Annotated in this window: 14 protein-coding genes and 4 tRNA genes; 8 read left to right on the top strand and 10 right to left on the bottom strand. The window is 39.0% G+C overall.

The features are described from left to right. Positions 1 to 32 precede the first annotated feature (32 nt). Positions 33 to 632, bottom strand: coding sequence for an NAD(P)H:quinone oxidoreductase (wrbA, locus tag IRT38_RS05360; RefSeq protein WP_004951881.1), 600 nt, complete (start codon positions 630 to 632; stop codon positions 33 to 35). Positions 633 to 744: 112 nt separating this feature from the next. Here wrbA and IRT38_RS05355 point away from each other — a divergent pair, with 112 nt between their 5' ends. Beyond that, positions 745 to 1,995 (top strand): YihY family inner membrane protein, encoded by a 1,251-nt coding sequence (locus tag IRT38_RS05355; RefSeq protein WP_004909268.1) that lies wholly within the window; start codon positions 745 to 747, stop codon positions 1,993 to 1,995. Between the two features lie 26 nt (positions 1,996 to 2,021). Here the strand turns inward: IRT38_RS05355 and IRT38_RS05350 are convergent, their stop codons facing one another. Beyond that, positions 2,022 to 2,930: a DMT family transporter gene (locus IRT38_RS05350; protein WP_194597132.1), complete on the bottom strand. Its 909-nt coding sequence runs from the start codon at positions 2,928 to 2,930 to the stop codon at positions 2,022 to 2,024. 102 nt (positions 2,931 to 3,032) lie between these two features. Between IRT38_RS05350 and IRT38_RS05345 the strand changes: the two genes are divergently transcribed. Beyond that, positions 3,033 to 3,833, top strand: a complete 801-nt coding sequence (locus IRT38_RS05345; RefSeq protein ID WP_194597131.1) for a helix-turn-helix domain-containing protein — start codon at positions 3,033 to 3,035, stop codon at positions 3,831 to 3,833. Between the two features lie 2 nt (positions 3,834 to 3,835). Here IRT38_RS05345 and IRT38_RS05340 read toward each other — a convergent pair whose 3' ends face one another. The 4 genes from IRT38_RS05340 to IRT38_RS05325 all read right to left on the bottom strand — a co-directional run bounded on the left by IRT38_RS05340 (position 3,836) and on the right by IRT38_RS05325 (position 6,236). After that, positions 3,836 to 4,732: a polysaccharide deacetylase family protein gene (locus IRT38_RS05340; RefSeq protein ID WP_194597130.1), complete on the bottom strand. Its 897-nt coding sequence runs from the start codon at positions 4,730 to 4,732 to the stop codon at positions 3,836 to 3,838. A 67-nt stretch (positions 4,733 to 4,799) separates the two neighbouring features. After that, positions 4,800 to 5,441 carry a fumarylacetoacetate hydrolase family protein gene (locus IRT38_RS05335; protein WP_194597129.1) on the bottom strand — a complete coding sequence of 214 codons (642 nt, stop codon included), beginning with the start codon at positions 5,439 to 5,441 and terminating at the stop codon, positions 4,800 to 4,802. Between the two features lie 33 nt (positions 5,442 to 5,474). Then, positions 5,475 to 5,972, bottom strand: coding sequence for a YcxB family protein (locus IRT38_RS05330; protein ID WP_004909280.1), 498 nt, complete (start codon positions 5,970 to 5,972; stop codon positions 5,475 to 5,477). Positions 5,973 to 6,159: 187 nt separating this feature from the next. Then, positions 6,160 to 6,236 (bottom strand) — tRNA-Arg (locus tag IRT38_RS05325). A 116-nt stretch (positions 6,237 to 6,352) separates the two neighbouring features. Here IRT38_RS05325 and IRT38_RS05320 point away from each other — a divergent pair. Further along, the gene (locus tag IRT38_RS05320; RefSeq protein WP_194597128.1) at positions 6,353 to 7,549 is read left to right on the top strand and encodes a hypothetical protein; all 1,197 of its coding nucleotides are present in this window, start codon (positions 6,353 to 6,355) and stop codon (positions 7,547 to 7,549) included. A 124-nt stretch (positions 7,550 to 7,673) separates the two neighbouring features. On the opposite strand, the gene IRT38_RS05315 is transcribed toward IRT38_RS05320, so the two are convergent. The 3 genes from IRT38_RS05315 to IRT38_RS05305 form a co-directional block, all read right to left on the bottom strand. Next, positions 7,674 to 7,750: transfer RNA gene (locus tag IRT38_RS05315), tRNA-Arg, on the bottom strand. A 45-nt stretch (positions 7,751 to 7,795) separates the two neighbouring features. Beyond that, positions 7,796 to 7,872, bottom strand: a tRNA-Arg gene (locus tag IRT38_RS05310). An 11-nt stretch (positions 7,873 to 7,883) separates the two neighbouring features. Further along, positions 7,884 to 7,973 (bottom strand) — tRNA-Ser (locus IRT38_RS05305). Between the two features lie 261 nt (positions 7,974 to 8,234). On the opposite strand from IRT38_RS05305, the gene rnr reads away from it, so the two are divergent. Continuing rightward, the gene (rnr, locus tag IRT38_RS05300; RefSeq protein WP_194597127.1) at positions 8,235 to 10,655 is read left to right on the top strand and encodes a ribonuclease R; all 2,421 of its coding nucleotides are present in this window, start codon (positions 8,235 to 8,237) and stop codon (positions 10,653 to 10,655) included. 58 nt (positions 10,656 to 10,713) lie between these two features. Here rnr and IRT38_RS05295 read toward each other — a convergent pair whose 3' ends face one another. After that, the gene (locus IRT38_RS05295) at positions 10,714 to 11,127 is read right to left on the bottom strand and encodes a putative four-helix membrane protein (protein ID WP_194597126.1); all 414 of its coding nucleotides are present in this window, start codon (positions 11,125 to 11,127) and stop codon (positions 10,714 to 10,716) included. Between the two features lie 299 nt (positions 11,128 to 11,426). On the opposite strand from IRT38_RS05295, the gene IRT38_RS05290 reads away from it, so the two are divergent. The 4 genes from IRT38_RS05290 (at position 11,427) to IRT38_RS05275 (ending at position 15,242) form a co-directional block, all read left to right on the top strand. Continuing rightward, positions 11,427 to 13,466, top strand: coding sequence for a M3 family metallopeptidase (locus IRT38_RS05290; RefSeq protein WP_194597125.1), 2,040 nt, complete (start codon positions 11,427 to 11,429; stop codon positions 13,464 to 13,466). A gap of 38 nt (positions 13,467 to 13,504) precedes the next feature. Next, positions 13,505 to 13,711 carry a YheV family putative metal-binding protein gene (locus IRT38_RS05285; RefSeq protein WP_004909296.1) on the top strand — a complete coding sequence of 69 codons (207 nt, stop codon included), beginning with the start codon at positions 13,505 to 13,507 and terminating at the stop codon, positions 13,709 to 13,711. 12 nt (positions 13,712 to 13,723) lie between these two features. Beyond that, complete coding sequence (locus IRT38_RS05280) at positions 13,724 to 14,167, top strand: hypothetical protein (RefSeq protein WP_194597124.1); 444 nt, start codon at positions 13,724 to 13,726, stop codon at positions 14,165 to 14,167. Positions 14,168 to 14,363: 196 nt separating this feature from the next. Then, complete coding sequence (locus tag IRT38_RS05275) at positions 14,364 to 15,242, top strand: DMT family transporter (protein ID WP_194597123.1); 879 nt, start codon at positions 14,364 to 14,366, stop codon at positions 15,240 to 15,242. Positions 15,243 to 15,254: the final 12 nt, after the last annotated feature.

Below are 15,254 nucleotides of genomic sequence, written 5' to 3'. Positions count from 1 at the left end.
GCAAATGCTCCCTTTTTATTAACTTTGAAAACTTATAATTGAACCGATAATGCCTTGACCACTTCACCCAAACGCTTACCTTGAGCTTCACACAAGAGTTTTTCATCTTGGCTTAAACTCTGATCATGACGCGGACCACTAACATGACTCGCCCCATAAGGTGTTCCACCTGTTTTGGTATTTGATAATGCAGGGATTGAATTAGGTAGACCTAAAATGATCATGCCGTGATGAAACAAAGGAGGCAGCATTGTTAGTAATGTACTTTCCTGTCCACCATGCATCGAACCAGAAGAGGTGAATACACAGGCAGGTTTATTATGTAATGCGCCATTCAACCACAAGCTGGTCGTTTGATCCCAAAAATATTTCATTTCACTTGCCATATTTCCAAAACGAGTTGGTGAACCAAGCGCCAAACCAGAACAGTGGGTTAAATCATCTAAAGTACAATAGATGTCGCCTTCACTAGGGATACTTGCTTCCGCTTGAGTCACAACAGTAGCAAGATTGGGGACTGTTCTGATACGAGCCGTAACGCCAGTTGCTTCTACACCATCAGCAATCAAATGTGCCATTTGTTTGGTTGAACCATATTTACTGTAATAAAGTACAAGAACGTAAGGTTGCATCGCTTTCAAGTATTTTGTTAAAAAGAACACTATACGACATTTTTTATACTTTTCGCGGTAGTAATTCCTATGTATGCATAGGATTTGATTAAAAATAATTAGGATAGAACCCATGATCTTAGACCGTTATCTAAAAAACCGAGCGTTTTTAGAGAAAACATGGTTTCAATTTATTGTATTTGTGTTACGACGTTTTGAGGCTGACCGATGCCGAGAGCAAGCTGGATCACTTACCTATACGACCCTTTTTGCTGTTGTTCCGATGTTGACAGTTTTTTTAGTCATCATCTCCTCCATCAAAGCATTAGAGCCAGCAAGACAACAGTTACAACAACTGATCTATAGTAATTTTTTACCTAAAAGCACAATCGCCTTTGACAAAGCCCTGAATGCATTTACTGAAAAATCCAGTAATTTGACTGTGATTGGTGTGTTGTTTTTATTTGTGACCACAGTCTTAATGTTGACTTCGATTGAAACAGTATTTAATCGCATTTGGCGTGTAAAAGAAACACGAACTGGTCTTGTCGGCTTTATGCGCTATTGGACAATCATTTCATTAGGTCCAATTGTGCTGGGAAGTGCGTTTGTACTTTCTTCAACTGTCGCATCAATGAATGTTTTAAGTAATAACTTTGCGGGTTATCAGCTTGATGGTGCGTTAATTTTATGGCTCATTTCCTTTATTTTGACCATTGTCGGATTCTTCATTTTATATTGGACGATCCCCAATCGGACGGTACCAATTTTTTCAGCTGTGATTGCGGCATGTTTCAGCGCGACCGTTTTTGAAATTTTAAAACATTTATTTGGCTGGATCATGAGTAATTTCACCAGCTATGAAATCGTTTATGGTGCTTTTGCAGCAGTTCCTATTTTTCTACTTTGGATATATTTGTCTTGGAATATCATTTTATTGGGTGTAGAAGTAAGTTATGCACTCACCGCCTTTCATTCTGGTAAAGAAAAAAAGCGCCATCCAATTTTGATGTTATTGGATATTTTAGAATTGTTTTACCGTAAGCAACAAATCGGTGAAAGTGTTAGCGAACAAGAGCTACTCAATATTATTGGTCGTGGTGAGCTTGGTCGTTTACCCTCTTACATCCTTCAGCTTGAAAAGCAAAATCTGATTAAACGCACCGATACGGACGAATATGTTCTGGTACGAAATCTAGCACAAGTCGATTTTTGGAGCTTTTTTACAGCTCTACCGTATCCATTGCCATTACGCCATGATGTTGCCAATATTCATGAAGACGATAAATGGATTGAACGCCTTGGGCCATCGCTAGTGGAAAGTAATGACTACTTAGCAGCAAAACTCTCCATCCCACTTTCAACTATTTTTGAACAAAAATAATTGAATAGACCTCTTCGGAGGTCTTTTTATTTCCTCAACCATCCCTGCAAACTCACAACTAAAATTCCAAGTAATACCAATGCCGTCCCAAAAATGAAATTTGCTTCTATATTCTCATCTAACAGCCATACGCCAAATATGATTCCAAACAAAGGAGTGAGAAATGAAAATACTCCCAGTCGAGAGGCTAAATAATTTCGTAATAACCAAAACCATGCTAAAAAACTAGCAAAAGACACGATCAAAGTATGAAAAGCTAAACTCCCTATTACTAATGGTGTCCACTGTACAACTGCTTGTCCCAAGAAAAATGCCAAACCTAGCAACAGAATAAAGCCACCAGCCAACTGATAAAATAAAGTTTGGGTGACTGCAGCTTGTGCCAAAGAGGATAAACGTACCGTAACTGTAGTGGCCGCCCAGGCAATTGCCGCAGCTAAGGCGTATAAATCTCCCCATAACATCTGTTGCTGAAATGTATTTACCCCTATCTGTTGCGGACGAATAAAAGTCACCACAATACCGATAAAAGCGATACCAATGCCAGTCCATTGCAATAGCGTTAGGCGCTCAGATGGTAACTTCCAATGTAAACCTAGTGCCACAAAGATAGGGGCTGTGTAAAGCAAAACAACTGCATGCGAAGCAGAAGTCAACTGGAGTGCTTGTGCGAGTAAAAAGAATTCTAGAGAAAATAGAACAGCGACTAATGCTCCAGCTTTCACGTTCTTGGGATTCATTAATTGACTTTTTTGATCAAGCAACACAAAAGGCAATAAAAGTAATGCTGCTAAGCCAGATCGCAAAGCAATTTGCATCAAAGGACTAATGTCTGAAGCTGCCATTTTTAAAATAACTTGCTGTAGCCCCCAAACCATACACAACACAATCATTAGACTTGAGGCTGTCTGATCTAAGGCTTTACGCTCGTTCATAGCAAGCTCCATATACACGATATTGAACCACTATAAGACTGTCGTATTTTAATGATATAGTGAAAAACAGACAAAATATGTGTGTTTTCAGGCAATTCTTTTATGAAAAAATCAGCACAGCGAGTTCAAGATTTTCAGGAACTCCCTGCATATAACGAAATACCTGAACTTCTGTGGCTCAGCATACGCGATGCACCTGCTGCAACGGTTTATCCACAACATGCGCATGCTTGGGGAGAGTTTATCTATGCTTTTGATGGTGTTTTAGAAGTAAATATTGATCAGGTACATTATATCACTCCACCACCGTATGGGATTTGGTTACCGCCACATACTCAACATAGTGGTGTGAATCGAAATGATGTAACGCATTGCACCCTTTATGTTCATGAATCACTTTGTGAAAAAATGCCCCAACGGGCAGGAATTTTACTGACCGCACCACTGGTGCCAGCACTACTTGAACATATACAAAAATATGCTTTTAAAGATCACGATCCGGAATATTTGCGAATATTGCATGTTCTACTTGATACCTTAACCCATGCCGAAATCATCGGGAGTTATTTACCCAGTACAGAGCACCCTGCATTAGCCCAAATATTAAATCACCTACATTTACATCCTGCTGACAACAGCACTCTAGCTGAGCTGGCAGCGATGATAAATATGACTGAAAGAACATTAGCGAGACATTGTCAAAAAGAACTCGGGATGTCCTTACACGAATGGCGACAACGTTTAAAGGTGATGAAAGCGATGTCTTTATTAAATCAAGGTTACACGATTGAAAGTATTGCTCTAGACTTAGGTTATGCAAGTTCATCAGCCTTTATTTATATGTTTAAACGTTGGATGAATTACACCCCTGATCAGTTTAGAAAATACTATCAGGGACGCTAAATTTATTCCAAACCAAACCGTTTTAGTCGCTCAAGTTCATATGGCGCATCTTCAGCAGGATAACGCAACTGAGTCATGGCTTGTTGTTTAGCTAAAGACCAAACAATACTTTCCCCTGCTGGCAAAACATTTGTTTTTAATCGATATATCGGATCTTGGTAAGCAGTTTCACTATCTATAAATTGCCACTGATGCAGCTTAAATGCCTCGACTACATCATTTAGAAATGCTGCATTGATTGCATTTACGTGAAGTAGCAATACATGCTTTGGAGAATACCCAACAGTCTGTATCGCCAATTGATCATAATAATTTGCTCGATCCAATAAATGATCAATATAAGCATTCTTTAATTTTTCAAGATCAGCTGTTTGTCCATTTTTAGTATAAGAAAGATATTTTAAATTATAAAACCAGTCACTAGCATCAATACTCACAGCACCTGATTCATAACCCTGCTGTTGTAAATAATGCGCCACTGTATCTCTTTTTTCTATGGTATTGCCTTCTTTCAAAAACGGATAACGATACCTGGGAACCCAACCAGTCAATGGTTTAAATACTTGTTCGGCTCTGAAAATTTGATCAATATATTGCTGCGTTGTGACCTGTTCCTTATTTAAATTGGAATGCAATTCACTGTGGTTACCGATTTTATGCTCTTGCTTTCCCCATGCGGCAACCAAACTCAAGCCTTTATAATCACCGATTTTAATTGCACTTGGATAAACAATACTTCGTATATGATTTTGTTTAAGTTGTTCTAGAATTCTTTGATTAATTTGCTGTGCATTCGGATTTAGATCAGGATTGACCCCATCATCAAAACTTAAAGCAAGCTGCTTGCTATGACTGATAGTTGTGATCAATAAGATCACAAGGAAAAAACACAGTTTCATTTTATTTTTCATTATTTATATAAAAAATGGCATTAATTCATTCAAATCAATGCCATAAGATCGTGCATTACACTTTTACAAAAGTATCCCAATCATACTCACCAGTCTGAGTAATCAATTTCATTGTCAATTTATCATGGGGTTTCAATGCCCCTACACCTGCTGGAGTACCTGTCATAATCACATCACCAGTTTGTAAACTAAATGATTGATTGATCTCAACTAACAAAGCACCGATATCAAAAAGCATATCGCGACTAAATCCATGTTGACGTTCAACTCCATTGATCATCAGAATAAGTTCTAGCTCTTGCAAATCGCCAATTTCATCAATCTCAATCCATTCCGCAAGCAAGCAAGCGCCATCAAATGCTTTTGCTCGCTCCCAAGGCTGCCCTTTTTCTTTTAAATCACTTTGCAGATCACGAAGAGTCAAATCCAAACCTAAAGTAATTGCACCTACGGCTTCTAATGCCTTTGAGATGTCAGTTTCTTTTGAAAGTGGATGAGCAATTTGTACGCAAATTTCACATTCGTAGTGACATTCACCCAATGCTTTATTCCAATCAATTCCTTTTTCTAAGGAAGCTAAACTACTTGGAGGTTTCATGAATAAAATCGGGCGATCTGGAATAGCATTTCCTAATTCTTTTGCATGTTCTGCATAATTTCGACCCACACAAACAATTTTTGAAGGATGTGTACTCATGAAAGCTCCTTGCTTTTATAACCGATGAAAAATTTATTTTTTAAAGCTATTTTCAAACTTATTTTGATCAATAGAATCTGTAAATGCGCGTTTAGGCACAATAACAACAGTATGGTTTTTTAACTCCAACATATACGTCAGCTTTCCAATCGCAAAAGATTGAACCTCTGTGTATTGTACTGTTTGCTTTTTCCCTGCTGCGTAAAGCTCAAATTGGTCTTGATATAAATCAATTCCCTGTTCACTTTTGCCAAACTGGTAACGAACAAATTGTCGTTTAAACAGCAATGGTAATAACCAATAACGCATTAACCCTTGCATAAGCAAGAAAAAAACACCCAATGCAACATAATAACGACCAACACCCGTTAAACCTAAATAGAATCCCCATAGAATCACTGCAATACTAATCACTGGTGTCAGAAAACGAGTGATCGTTTTCTTGCCAAAAGTCACTAAAGCAAAACCATCTTGAGACTCTTCTAAATTGAGATAATAACGCAGTGATAGTGTTGGACGTTGTTCAGACATTTCTTATTTCTTACATTTGAAAGACGTGCCCTATTAGAACATAAATTAATTTTGGCACACTATCACTGTTGTTTTTTTTGCTATGAACTTTGCAACAGATTCAGTTTTTGGATTTATAAACTTATTATGCAAATAACATAAATTTTAGACACAAAAAAGCCGCTGTTAAGCGGTTAATTCTTCAAATTGGTGCGCTCAGAGAGATTCGAACTCCCGACCCCTTAGTTCGTAGCCAAGTGCTCTATCCAGCTGAGCTATGAGCGCATATTTGATAGGGGGCATTATACGCACTTTTTTCATATTGATAAGCGTTTTTTCATCTTATCGTCGTCAAATGGTGATAGATTCGCCTATCAATCTTAAATTCAAATAAAAACACATTGCTAAAAACCTTAACACCTAAATATTTATTAGCTGATAATGCGATCAACACTATTCATCAAGCTGAAAACCCAATCTCAGATGCTGCAAGTTTAGGCACACTCACTTTTGAAACTTCTCGCGATACTGTGAATGGTTCTTTAGAAACGATCTCTGATCTCGCTGGCGCTGATTTTGATGGTGCGATGGATTCTGTTACAGGTGTGATTGATACCTTAATTACCAATGGTTCGACTGCGACTGAGATTATTCAACATATCGGTGAAGATCTTGGCAATTTAGGTGACCTTGCTGATGGTTCTCCACTTGAAATGGTCGCTGATGCAATCGAAGGTTTCACAGGTGGTGATCTTGGTGACAACCCTGTAACAGGTGTGATTGATACCATTACTGGTGGTACGGATGGTTCTCCTCTTGAAATGGTGACTGATGCAATCGATGGTTTTACGGGTGGTGATTTAGGTGATAACCCTGTGACTGGCGTGATTGATACCATTACGGGCGGTACTGATGGTTCTCCACTTGAAATGGTCACTGATGCGATCGAAGGTTTCACGGGTGGTGACTTAGGTGATAACCCTGTAACTGGCGTGATTGATACCATCACTTGCGGTACTGATGGTTCTCCTCTTGAAATGATCACAGAAACTGTAAGTGAATTTACAAACACTGATGAATCATTGAGCACGATTACAGATTTACTTGGTAGCATCACAGGTGATTTGAATGGTGGAGCATTAGGTGAGATCACAAATCTTACAGAAACAATCAGTGGAAGCCTGAACGGTGATTCTCTAGATCCAATCACAGGTGCGATTGACGGATTCTGTAGTGATATTGGTTTTGATCTTAATAGTGAAAGTATTATTCTAGGAGTATCAGAACCAACACAAACGATTATCAGTAGTGGTAACTCTGTAATTGATAGTGTTCAAGAAAGCTCTACTGCGATATTTAGCGATAGTACGTTTGAAAGTATTAGTAGCTTGATTAGCTTAAGCGTTGAAAGTGGTGATGATTGTGGTTGTGATGGCGGTGTTGATAGTATCTTGACTGCAATCACAGGTTCGACATCTATACTTACTTCAGTTACGGATACAGGTACTTCAACTGCACCATTAACTGAAACTGTGACTCCACAAACATCGTTAACTAATTTATCAGACAATCTCTTCCATTCATTAAGCTTATTCTAAAAGCTTAAATTGAAAACAAAGGCCGCTATCATTAGCGGCCTTTGCTATTTAAATATACTGTAAAATAAATATCTTCAAAATTTGGGCACAAAAAAACCGCGATTAAGCGGTTAATTGTTTAAGTTGGTGCGCTCAGAGAGATTCGAACTCCCGACCCCTTAGTTCGTAGCCAAGTGCTCTATCCAGCTGAGCTATGAGCGCATTACTTATGTGCCTATTTCGGCATGTGTTACTTTAATCTTTACTTGGTGCGCTCAGAGAGATTCGAACTCCCGACCCCTTAGTTCGTAGCCAAGTGCTCTATCCAGCTGAGCTATGAGCGCCTTAAGTAAAGTGGCGGTGAGAGAGGGATTCGAACCCTCGATACAGTTACCCGTATGCATCCTTAGCAGGGATGTGGTTTCAGCCACTCACCCATCTCACCGTAACACGAGCGCAATAATACAAACTAAAACCACATTACACAAGGGATGATCCTGTTTTTTTCATCTTTTTTAAATCAATCAAATATTTTTTAAACAATTTCTGTATTTTTTCAGCATTTTTTCGTCCAACGCTTGTTAAGATAGTCTTCTCTTTATTTATTTAGATCATTTACATAAACAGAATCTTGCAATCTTTGACGTGCAGTCCAAGTTTGGATGACTTATGCTAAAGTGATCTGCCAGATGTGAAATGGAACGATATGACTAATAATTGGGTTGATCCCGAAGCAAAAGCAGAAGCTGAACGTTACGATAATCCTATTCCTAGCCGAACTCTTATTTTAACTACATTAGAACAATTACAAACTGCAAAATCTCATGCGGAACTTGTTGATCATTTCAACCTACCAGATCAAAAAAGTATTGATGCGTTAAATCATCGCTTAAGCGCAATGGTACGTGATGGTCAGCTCATGAAGGATGGTTTTAAATATCAACCTGCAACAGATTTACCAATACACGAAGCAACGGTTTATATTAATAGTAAAGGTTTAGGTACAGCGAATATTGCTGGACACGATGATGTGCTATTACCTGAACGTGAATTAAGACTCGTTTTTAACGGCGATCGCGTTAAAGTACGTCAGACTTCAGTTGATCGCAAAGGTAAACCTTGGGGTTTTATTACTGAAGTTGTACAACGTCGTGTCAAACAGATTATTGGTAAAGTCGCTGAGCATGAAGGTGAATACTTTATTCAACCGAGTAATCCGAATCAGCACCAACCGATTACTTTAGAAAAAGAATTAATTGAGCATGCCAATGCCAAAGTTGGCGATATGCTACGTGTTGCGATTGATGACTACCCGACCCGTGAAGAATTGGCAACAGGTCATGTCGTTCAATCCATGGCAGATAAGGCAGATACAGAGATTATCATTCCGCAGACTATTTTAGAATTTGGCTTGCCTTATGAGTTTCCTGAAGCAGTAATCAAAGAAGCTGAAAGCTTTAAAGAACCTTCTGAACAAGATATTAAAGGTCGTGTTGATTTACGTGACTTACCGTTAGTTACTATTGATGGTGAAGATGCACGAGACTTTGATGATGCTGTCTATGCTGAAAAACGTTCAGGTGGTGGTTATCGTGTGGTTGTTGCGATTGCTGACGTAAGCCATTACGTTCGTTTAGATTCACCTTTAAATGAAGAAGCAGAAGAACGCGGTACCTCAGTTTATTTCCCACACTTTGTCTTGCCGATGCTTCCTGAAGCATTATCAAATGGTTTGTGTTCTTTAAATCCACATGTAGATCGTCTATGTATGGTCTGTGACTTAAAGTTATCTCGTGCTGGAAAAGTGACAGGTTATGAATTCTATCCTGCGGTAATGCATTCTAAAGCGCGTCTGACTTACACACAGGTTGGTCGATATTTTGAGGGAGTAACAGATGCTATTCCTGAAGATAAAACTATTCATAAATCACTAAATACTCTTTTCCAGCTTTATCAGACCCTCAAAGAGTTACGTGCTAAGCGTCATGCGATGGAATTTGAAACCATCGAAACCTACATGACTTTTGATGAATTAGGTGGAATCAAAGAAATCCTGCCTCGCTCACGTAATGATGCGCATAAGCTCATTGAAGAATGTATGTTATTAGCCAATGTCGCTGCTGCGGAATATGCTTTAGAACATGACATCCCAATGCTCTACCGTGTACATGAGGCTCCTGAGTTTTCACGTATCCAGAAAGTTCGTGATTTCGTAAAATTACTTGGTTTACCATTCCCAGAACAACCTACTCAGGCTGATTATCAACGTGTTATTGAAGCGACCAAAGATCGCCTAGATGCGCCAAGCATTCATGCTGTGTTATTACGCTCAATGATGCAAGCGTATTACGGTGCAAATAATTCTGGGCATTACGGTTTAGCATATGAAGCCTATACGCACTTTACTTCACCAATTCGTCGTTACCCTGACTTATTATTGCATCGTGCGATTAAAGCCTATTTAGATAAAAAGGTTTACCCTCTTTCAGGTGCAGCACTAGATGATGCGGGTGAGCATTTCTCACAAACTGAACGTCGTGCTGATGAAGCATCACGCAGTGTCACGACTTGGTTAAAATGCCACTATATGCAACAGCATTTAGGTGATGAATTTGTCGGCATCATCAGTGCAGTAACAGAATTTGGCTTATTTGTTACCTTAAAAGACCTCTATGTAGATGGCATGATTCATGTCAGCCAATTGGGTGAAGATTTCTTCCTCTATGATCAAGCTAGCCAAAGTCTAATTGGTCAGAATCGTGGACAGTCATTTAGCCTCGGTGATGAAGTAAAAATTAAAGTGGCTGGTGTGAATTTGGAAGAACGTAAAATCGACTTCCAATTGGTACAACAACTCACTCATTTAGGTCGTGTGATTCGTCAAAAAGCACCGCGTACAACATCAACTCGAGCAGCCACTACAGAAGAAGTTTTTGGCAAGGCACCAACGGCATCCAAAGTAAGTGAAGATGGTGAAAAGCCTGTGCGTAAGAAAAAGGATAAGAACAAACCAAGTTCTTATACTAAAAAACCTGCTAAAAAAGCTTCGACTAAGCCCGAAAATAAAGAAAAGGCAAAGAAAAAAATAAAAAAGAAAAAGTCGAATGCAAAAGCAAAGAGTGAATAATTCATAAAATAAGAGAGCTTCGGCTCTCTTGTTTTTTTCCGATTTAATTTTTTATCGATCAGGTTCGATGTAACAACAAAAGCAGCCCCATAAAACCAGGATAAATAATGTACCAGGTTTGTTGTACCAGCTCCCTTCCCCCAAAAAGGCTGAGTATTACAAAGACCAGTCCAGAGGCAAACAATGCAAGTAGTGCAAATATTGCCAGCATGGTTGCCCAGTCCGTAAAACCATATAAACGTTGTGGTTTTTCACCACTTTTCTTACGTTTAAACCAGCTTAGGAATAATTTATAGTAGACATAGAGCGACCCAGCACCACACACAAGAAAGAACAACGTCGAAGCTGGACTATTGGCAGATGGACTTCCAATCCCCCTAGAGCCCACATATACCGCATTGTTTACCGTAGCGCTGGAGTGAGCAGAAACACACAAAGTTAAGAAAAAAACACTGATACTTTTTAATCTCATGATTAGGTTTAACCTATCTAGTTACGCATCGCGCTACAAAAAATTCTTCGTTAGATTTTCTTTGATCATGAGTTTAGCAAGAAATCGGCTTTCATCAAGACATTTACACCGAAGATAAAATTTCTTTTAAATTATAATTGCTTATCAATATTTTAAACCACAATCCTAAACCACATACAGGCATTTATAAATAAAAAATGAATCTAGATATAAGAGATGAAGCATAGTTACACTTGATTTCTCCCCCGCTAAGCCCTACATCTATAACTATGTTTAAAGATGAATATGGCAAAAATACAATGACACTACAGCAAGCGACACTCCCCACTCCCCAGTTTGATCAAATTCAACTTGCAGAATTAAAACAACAGATTGAACAGACTATTCAAAATGGTCAAAACTTCTTAAATCAACTCAATGAAGTTCCACAAGCTCCTGAAGACCAACTGGCAACTTTGGCGGAAGTCGATCAGCTTGAAAATAATATGAGTGAATCATGGGGAATTTTGTCACACCTCAATGCAGTCATGAACAATGCCGAAACCCGTGAGGTGTATCAGGCACTTTTACCAAGTTTAAGCGAATACTACACTCAGCTTGGACAGCACACGGCGTTGTATCAAACTTATCAACATATTCATGATAGTGCAGTATTTCAAACGCTGAGCGAAGCACAACAAAGTGCAATTAAACTCGCTTTACGTGATTTCAAACTATCAGGCGTTGCTCTTGAAGGCGAAGCCAAAAAACGTTATGCCGAAATCTCAGCACGTTTATCACAATTATCTTCAGATTTTTCTAACCATGTACTCGATGCAACACAAGCCTACTTCAAACCATTAACCGAGGAACAGCTCAAAGGCCTACCACAAAGTAGTGTTGAATTATTAAAGCAATACGGCCAACAACGTGAGCTTGAGCAAGCCGTTGCCACACTCGACTTCCCTGCTTATTTTGCGATTATGACCTATGCCGATGATCGAGAACTTAGAGAGGAACTCTACAAAGCCTACGTGACTCGTGCTTCAGAACAATCAGAAAAAACTGAATTCGATAATACCCCTGTGATGGAAGAAATTCTGAGCTTGCGTCAAGAAATGGCTCAACTGCTTGGCTTCAATAATTTTGCTGAATATTCATTGGCTAGCAAAATGGCACCTGATGTTGATACCGTCAATAAGTTTTTGGTCGACTTGGCAGAACATGCCCGCACACCAGCCCTTGCTGAAATCGCTGAACTGAAAGCAATTGCACAACAAGATGGTGTTGAAGAATTAAAACCATGGGATGCAACCTACTATTCTGAAAAATTGAAACAACAACAGTTCAATTTGTCTCAAGAAGCGCTTAAACCGTATTTCCCAGCACCCAAAGTTGTGGATGGTTTATTCCAAATTGTTCAACGTCTTTATGGTATTCAAATCATCGAGCGCCATGCTCCTGTATGGCAGAATGATGTTCGTTATTTTGAAATTCAAGATCAAGATCAAGTCGTTGGTGGTTTCTACTTCGACCTTTATGCGCGTAATGGCAAACGTGGTGGCGCATGGATGAGTGGTTTCCGTTCTCGTGTGCAAACTGCGAATGGTCTACAAAAACCAATTTGTTATATGGTGTGTAACTTTACCCCACCGATTGGCGATCAGCCTGCTCTATTGACTCATGATGAAGTGATTACGCTATTTCATGAATTTGGTCATGGCTTACATCACATGCTGACCGAAGTGGATAATATCTCAGTTGCAGGTACGCATGGTGTAGCATGGGATGCCGTTGAATTACCAAGCCAGTTCATGGAATTTTGGGCTTGGGATAATGAAAGTTTAGATGTACTCAGCGAACATACTGAAACCAAGCAAACTTTACCGCAAGAATTGCTATCTGCTTTGTTGGATGCACGTTTCTTCCAGTCAGGTATGCAAACTCTGCGTCAGATTGAATTTGCTCTGTTTGACTTAACCATTCACCGTCAAACACCCGCTTTAAACAGCGAGCAAATCCAAACTACATTAGATGACATTCGTGCTAAATTTGCGGTTGTTCCGACTGTTCCTTATAACCGTTTCCAACACAGCTTTAGTCATATTTTTGCTGGCGGTTATGCAGCAGGTTATTATTCTTATAAATGGGCGGAAGTTTTGGCGAGCGACGCCTTTGATCGTTTCGAAAATGAAGGTATTTTTAACACCGAGACTGGAAAAGAATTTAGAAAGTTTATTCTAGCAGTTGGCGGAAAAGATACAGCACTTGATGCGTTTCGCAATTTCCGAAAAAGAGAACCAAAAATAGATGCATTATTACGTCATCAAGGTTGGACGAATACGCATAAAACCGCTTAAACTACGTCATTATTGTTCACAGGATGTAATTAACTGACATGAAAAGACAGTTCATCGCGGGTGCTAAATGCCCAAAATGTGGAGCCTTAGATCGTGTGGTTAAGATCATCACTGTGGATGACGAATGGATTGAATGTATCGAATGTGCTTATAGTGAACAGCGTCCTACTCACGTAGAACCAGCTGAACCCGCTGAGCCAGATGAAATTGGGGTGATACAATTCAAGCCTCGTCATTTTGACTAGAAAGGTTAAAAAATGATGTCCTCGTATCAAAATGAAAACTCTAAATTATTATGGATGATCATCGGTGGAATCAGTATCGTCGTGGTACTGATTTTTGTAGTACAGTGGTTTCTATCTCAAAAAAATCATGAAGCAACTGTTACACCAACTGTACCAACGATTAGCAAAGCTGCACCGTCAACACGTCCGGTCGAAGCAACTCAAACTGTACAAGCTGCAAGCGAAGTTACTGCTCCTATCCAACTAGTTGAAGAGTCAATTATCAAAGATCCAATTCCTGCAAATGACACTTTAGCCAAAGAAGAAATTGCTAAACTGGATGATATTCATCAACAACTTAAAGATCAGCAAAATGAGCTAAAGCAACAACATACTGATGTTGATACTTTAGTAAAACTGAAAGAAGATCAAATTAAGCTTCTTGAAGCTCAACTTGCAGCACAAAATAAATCATAAATAAATAAGGCTTTAACATGGGTTATAGCCTTAATGTCTTCGATGATTTGTTGGTCATGCTTGATTTAGTTCATCCCTTAATGTGAGGTCTTAACCTCTCTACTTTATATAATTCAATCGAAAATAATAATCGTACATTTCTTTAAAGACAGCAGAGGCTTAGAATACAAGCTGCATCCTTGCACTCACAATGATTATGACGCTGAATCAACCTAATCGTAAGCTCTTCTTAGCGATTAGCTGCCTGACCATCTCGGCTTTTCTTTTCTCCATCATGGGAATCTGCATCAGATATGCATCTCAAACTGTAGATAATTACACGATTGTTTTTTTCCGTAATTTCGTTGGGTTGATGCTTTTCCTACCATTTATTATGAAAAAAGGTACAAGCTTTGTTAAAACAGAAAAATTGTGGATGCATACTTGGCGAAGTCTGTTTGGGCTTGCAGCAATGTATGGTTTTTTCTATGCGATTGCACATTTGAAATTGTCCAATGCAATGGTATTTACGTATTCCTCACCTATTTTTATTCCACTGATTGCTTGGCTATTTTTAAAAGAACGTATTACTAAAGCAATGTTAATGGCAGCTGCGTTAGGATTCTTAGGCGTATTTTGTGTTGCAAAACCTGATCAAGGATTGTGGAATTGGGTGTCTGCGATAGGGATAGCATCTAGTCTACTTGCATCAATGGCGTTTGTAACCGTAAGAGCACTAACCAAAACTGAACCTCCAGAACGTATCGTGTTTTATTTTTGCTTGATCGGCTCCGTACTTTCAGCCATACCGATGTTTTGGGTTTGGCGACCATATGCATTGAAAGAACTTTTTTTTCTTATTGCTGCAGGAATACTTGCAAATGTAAGCCAAATTTTTATGTCTCATGCTTATCGCCTTGCTCCAGCTGGACAGATAGCACCAGTCAACTATATGGCGATCATTTTTGCGGGTGTTTGGGGCTTCTTTCTTTGGCAAGAAACACCTAATTTTTATAGTTTATTCGGTTTTGGATTAATATTACTGGCAATTATTTTATGTAGTCCTTTGAGTCAAAGGCAAAGAAAAAGTCTCTAATAAAGCACAAAT

Origin of the sequence: Acinetobacter sp. SK-43 (assembly GCF_015351505.1) — a bacterium.
Classification (GTDB): Bacteria; Pseudomonadota; Gammaproteobacteria; order Pseudomonadales; family Moraxellaceae; genus Acinetobacter; species Acinetobacter junii.
This window is presented reverse-complemented; position numbering and strand designations above follow the sequence as displayed.

Coding starts and splice junctions, on each gene's coding strand:
- wrbA (WP_004951881.1), bottom strand. CDS start 632: ATGCAACCTTACGTTCTTGTACTTTATTACAGTAAATATGGTTCAACC.
- IRT38_RS05355 (WP_004909268.1), top strand. CDS start 745: ATGATCTTAGACCGTTATCTAAAAAACCGAGCGTTTTTAGAGAAAACA.
- IRT38_RS05350 (WP_194597132.1), bottom strand. CDS start 2,930: ATGAACGAGCGTAAAGCCTTAGATCAGACAGCCTCAAGTCTAATGATT.
- IRT38_RS05345 (WP_194597131.1), top strand. CDS start 3,033: ATGAAAAAATCAGCACAGCGAGTTCAAGATTTTCAGGAACTCCCTGCA.
- IRT38_RS05340 (WP_194597130.1), bottom strand. CDS start 4,732: ATGAAACTGTGTTTTTTCCTTGTGATCTTATTGATCACAACTATCAGT.
- IRT38_RS05335 (WP_194597129.1), bottom strand. CDS start 5,441: ATGAGTACACATCCTTCAAAAATTGTTTGTGTGGGTCGAAATTATGCA.
- IRT38_RS05330 (WP_004909280.1), bottom strand. CDS start 5,972: ATGTCTGAACAACGTCCAACACTATCACTGCGTTATTATCTCAATTTA.
- rnr (WP_194597127.1), top strand. CDS start 8,235: ATGACTAATAATTGGGTTGATCCCGAAGCAAAAGCAGAAGCTGAACGT.
- IRT38_RS05295 (WP_194597126.1), bottom strand. CDS start 11,127: ATGAGATTAAAAAGTATCAGTGTTTTTTTCTTAACTTTGTGTGTTTCT.
- IRT38_RS05290 (WP_194597125.1), top strand. CDS start 11,427: ATGACACTACAGCAAGCGACACTCCCCACTCCCCAGTTTGATCAAATT.
- IRT38_RS05285 (WP_004909296.1), top strand. CDS start 13,505: ATGAAAAGACAGTTCATCGCGGGTGCTAAATGCCCAAAATGTGGAGCC.
- IRT38_RS05280 (WP_194597124.1), top strand. CDS start 13,724: ATGATGTCCTCGTATCAAAATGAAAACTCTAAATTATTATGGATGATC.
- IRT38_RS05275 (WP_194597123.1), top strand. CDS start 14,364: ATGACGCTGAATCAACCTAATCGTAAGCTCTTCTTAGCGATTAGCTGC.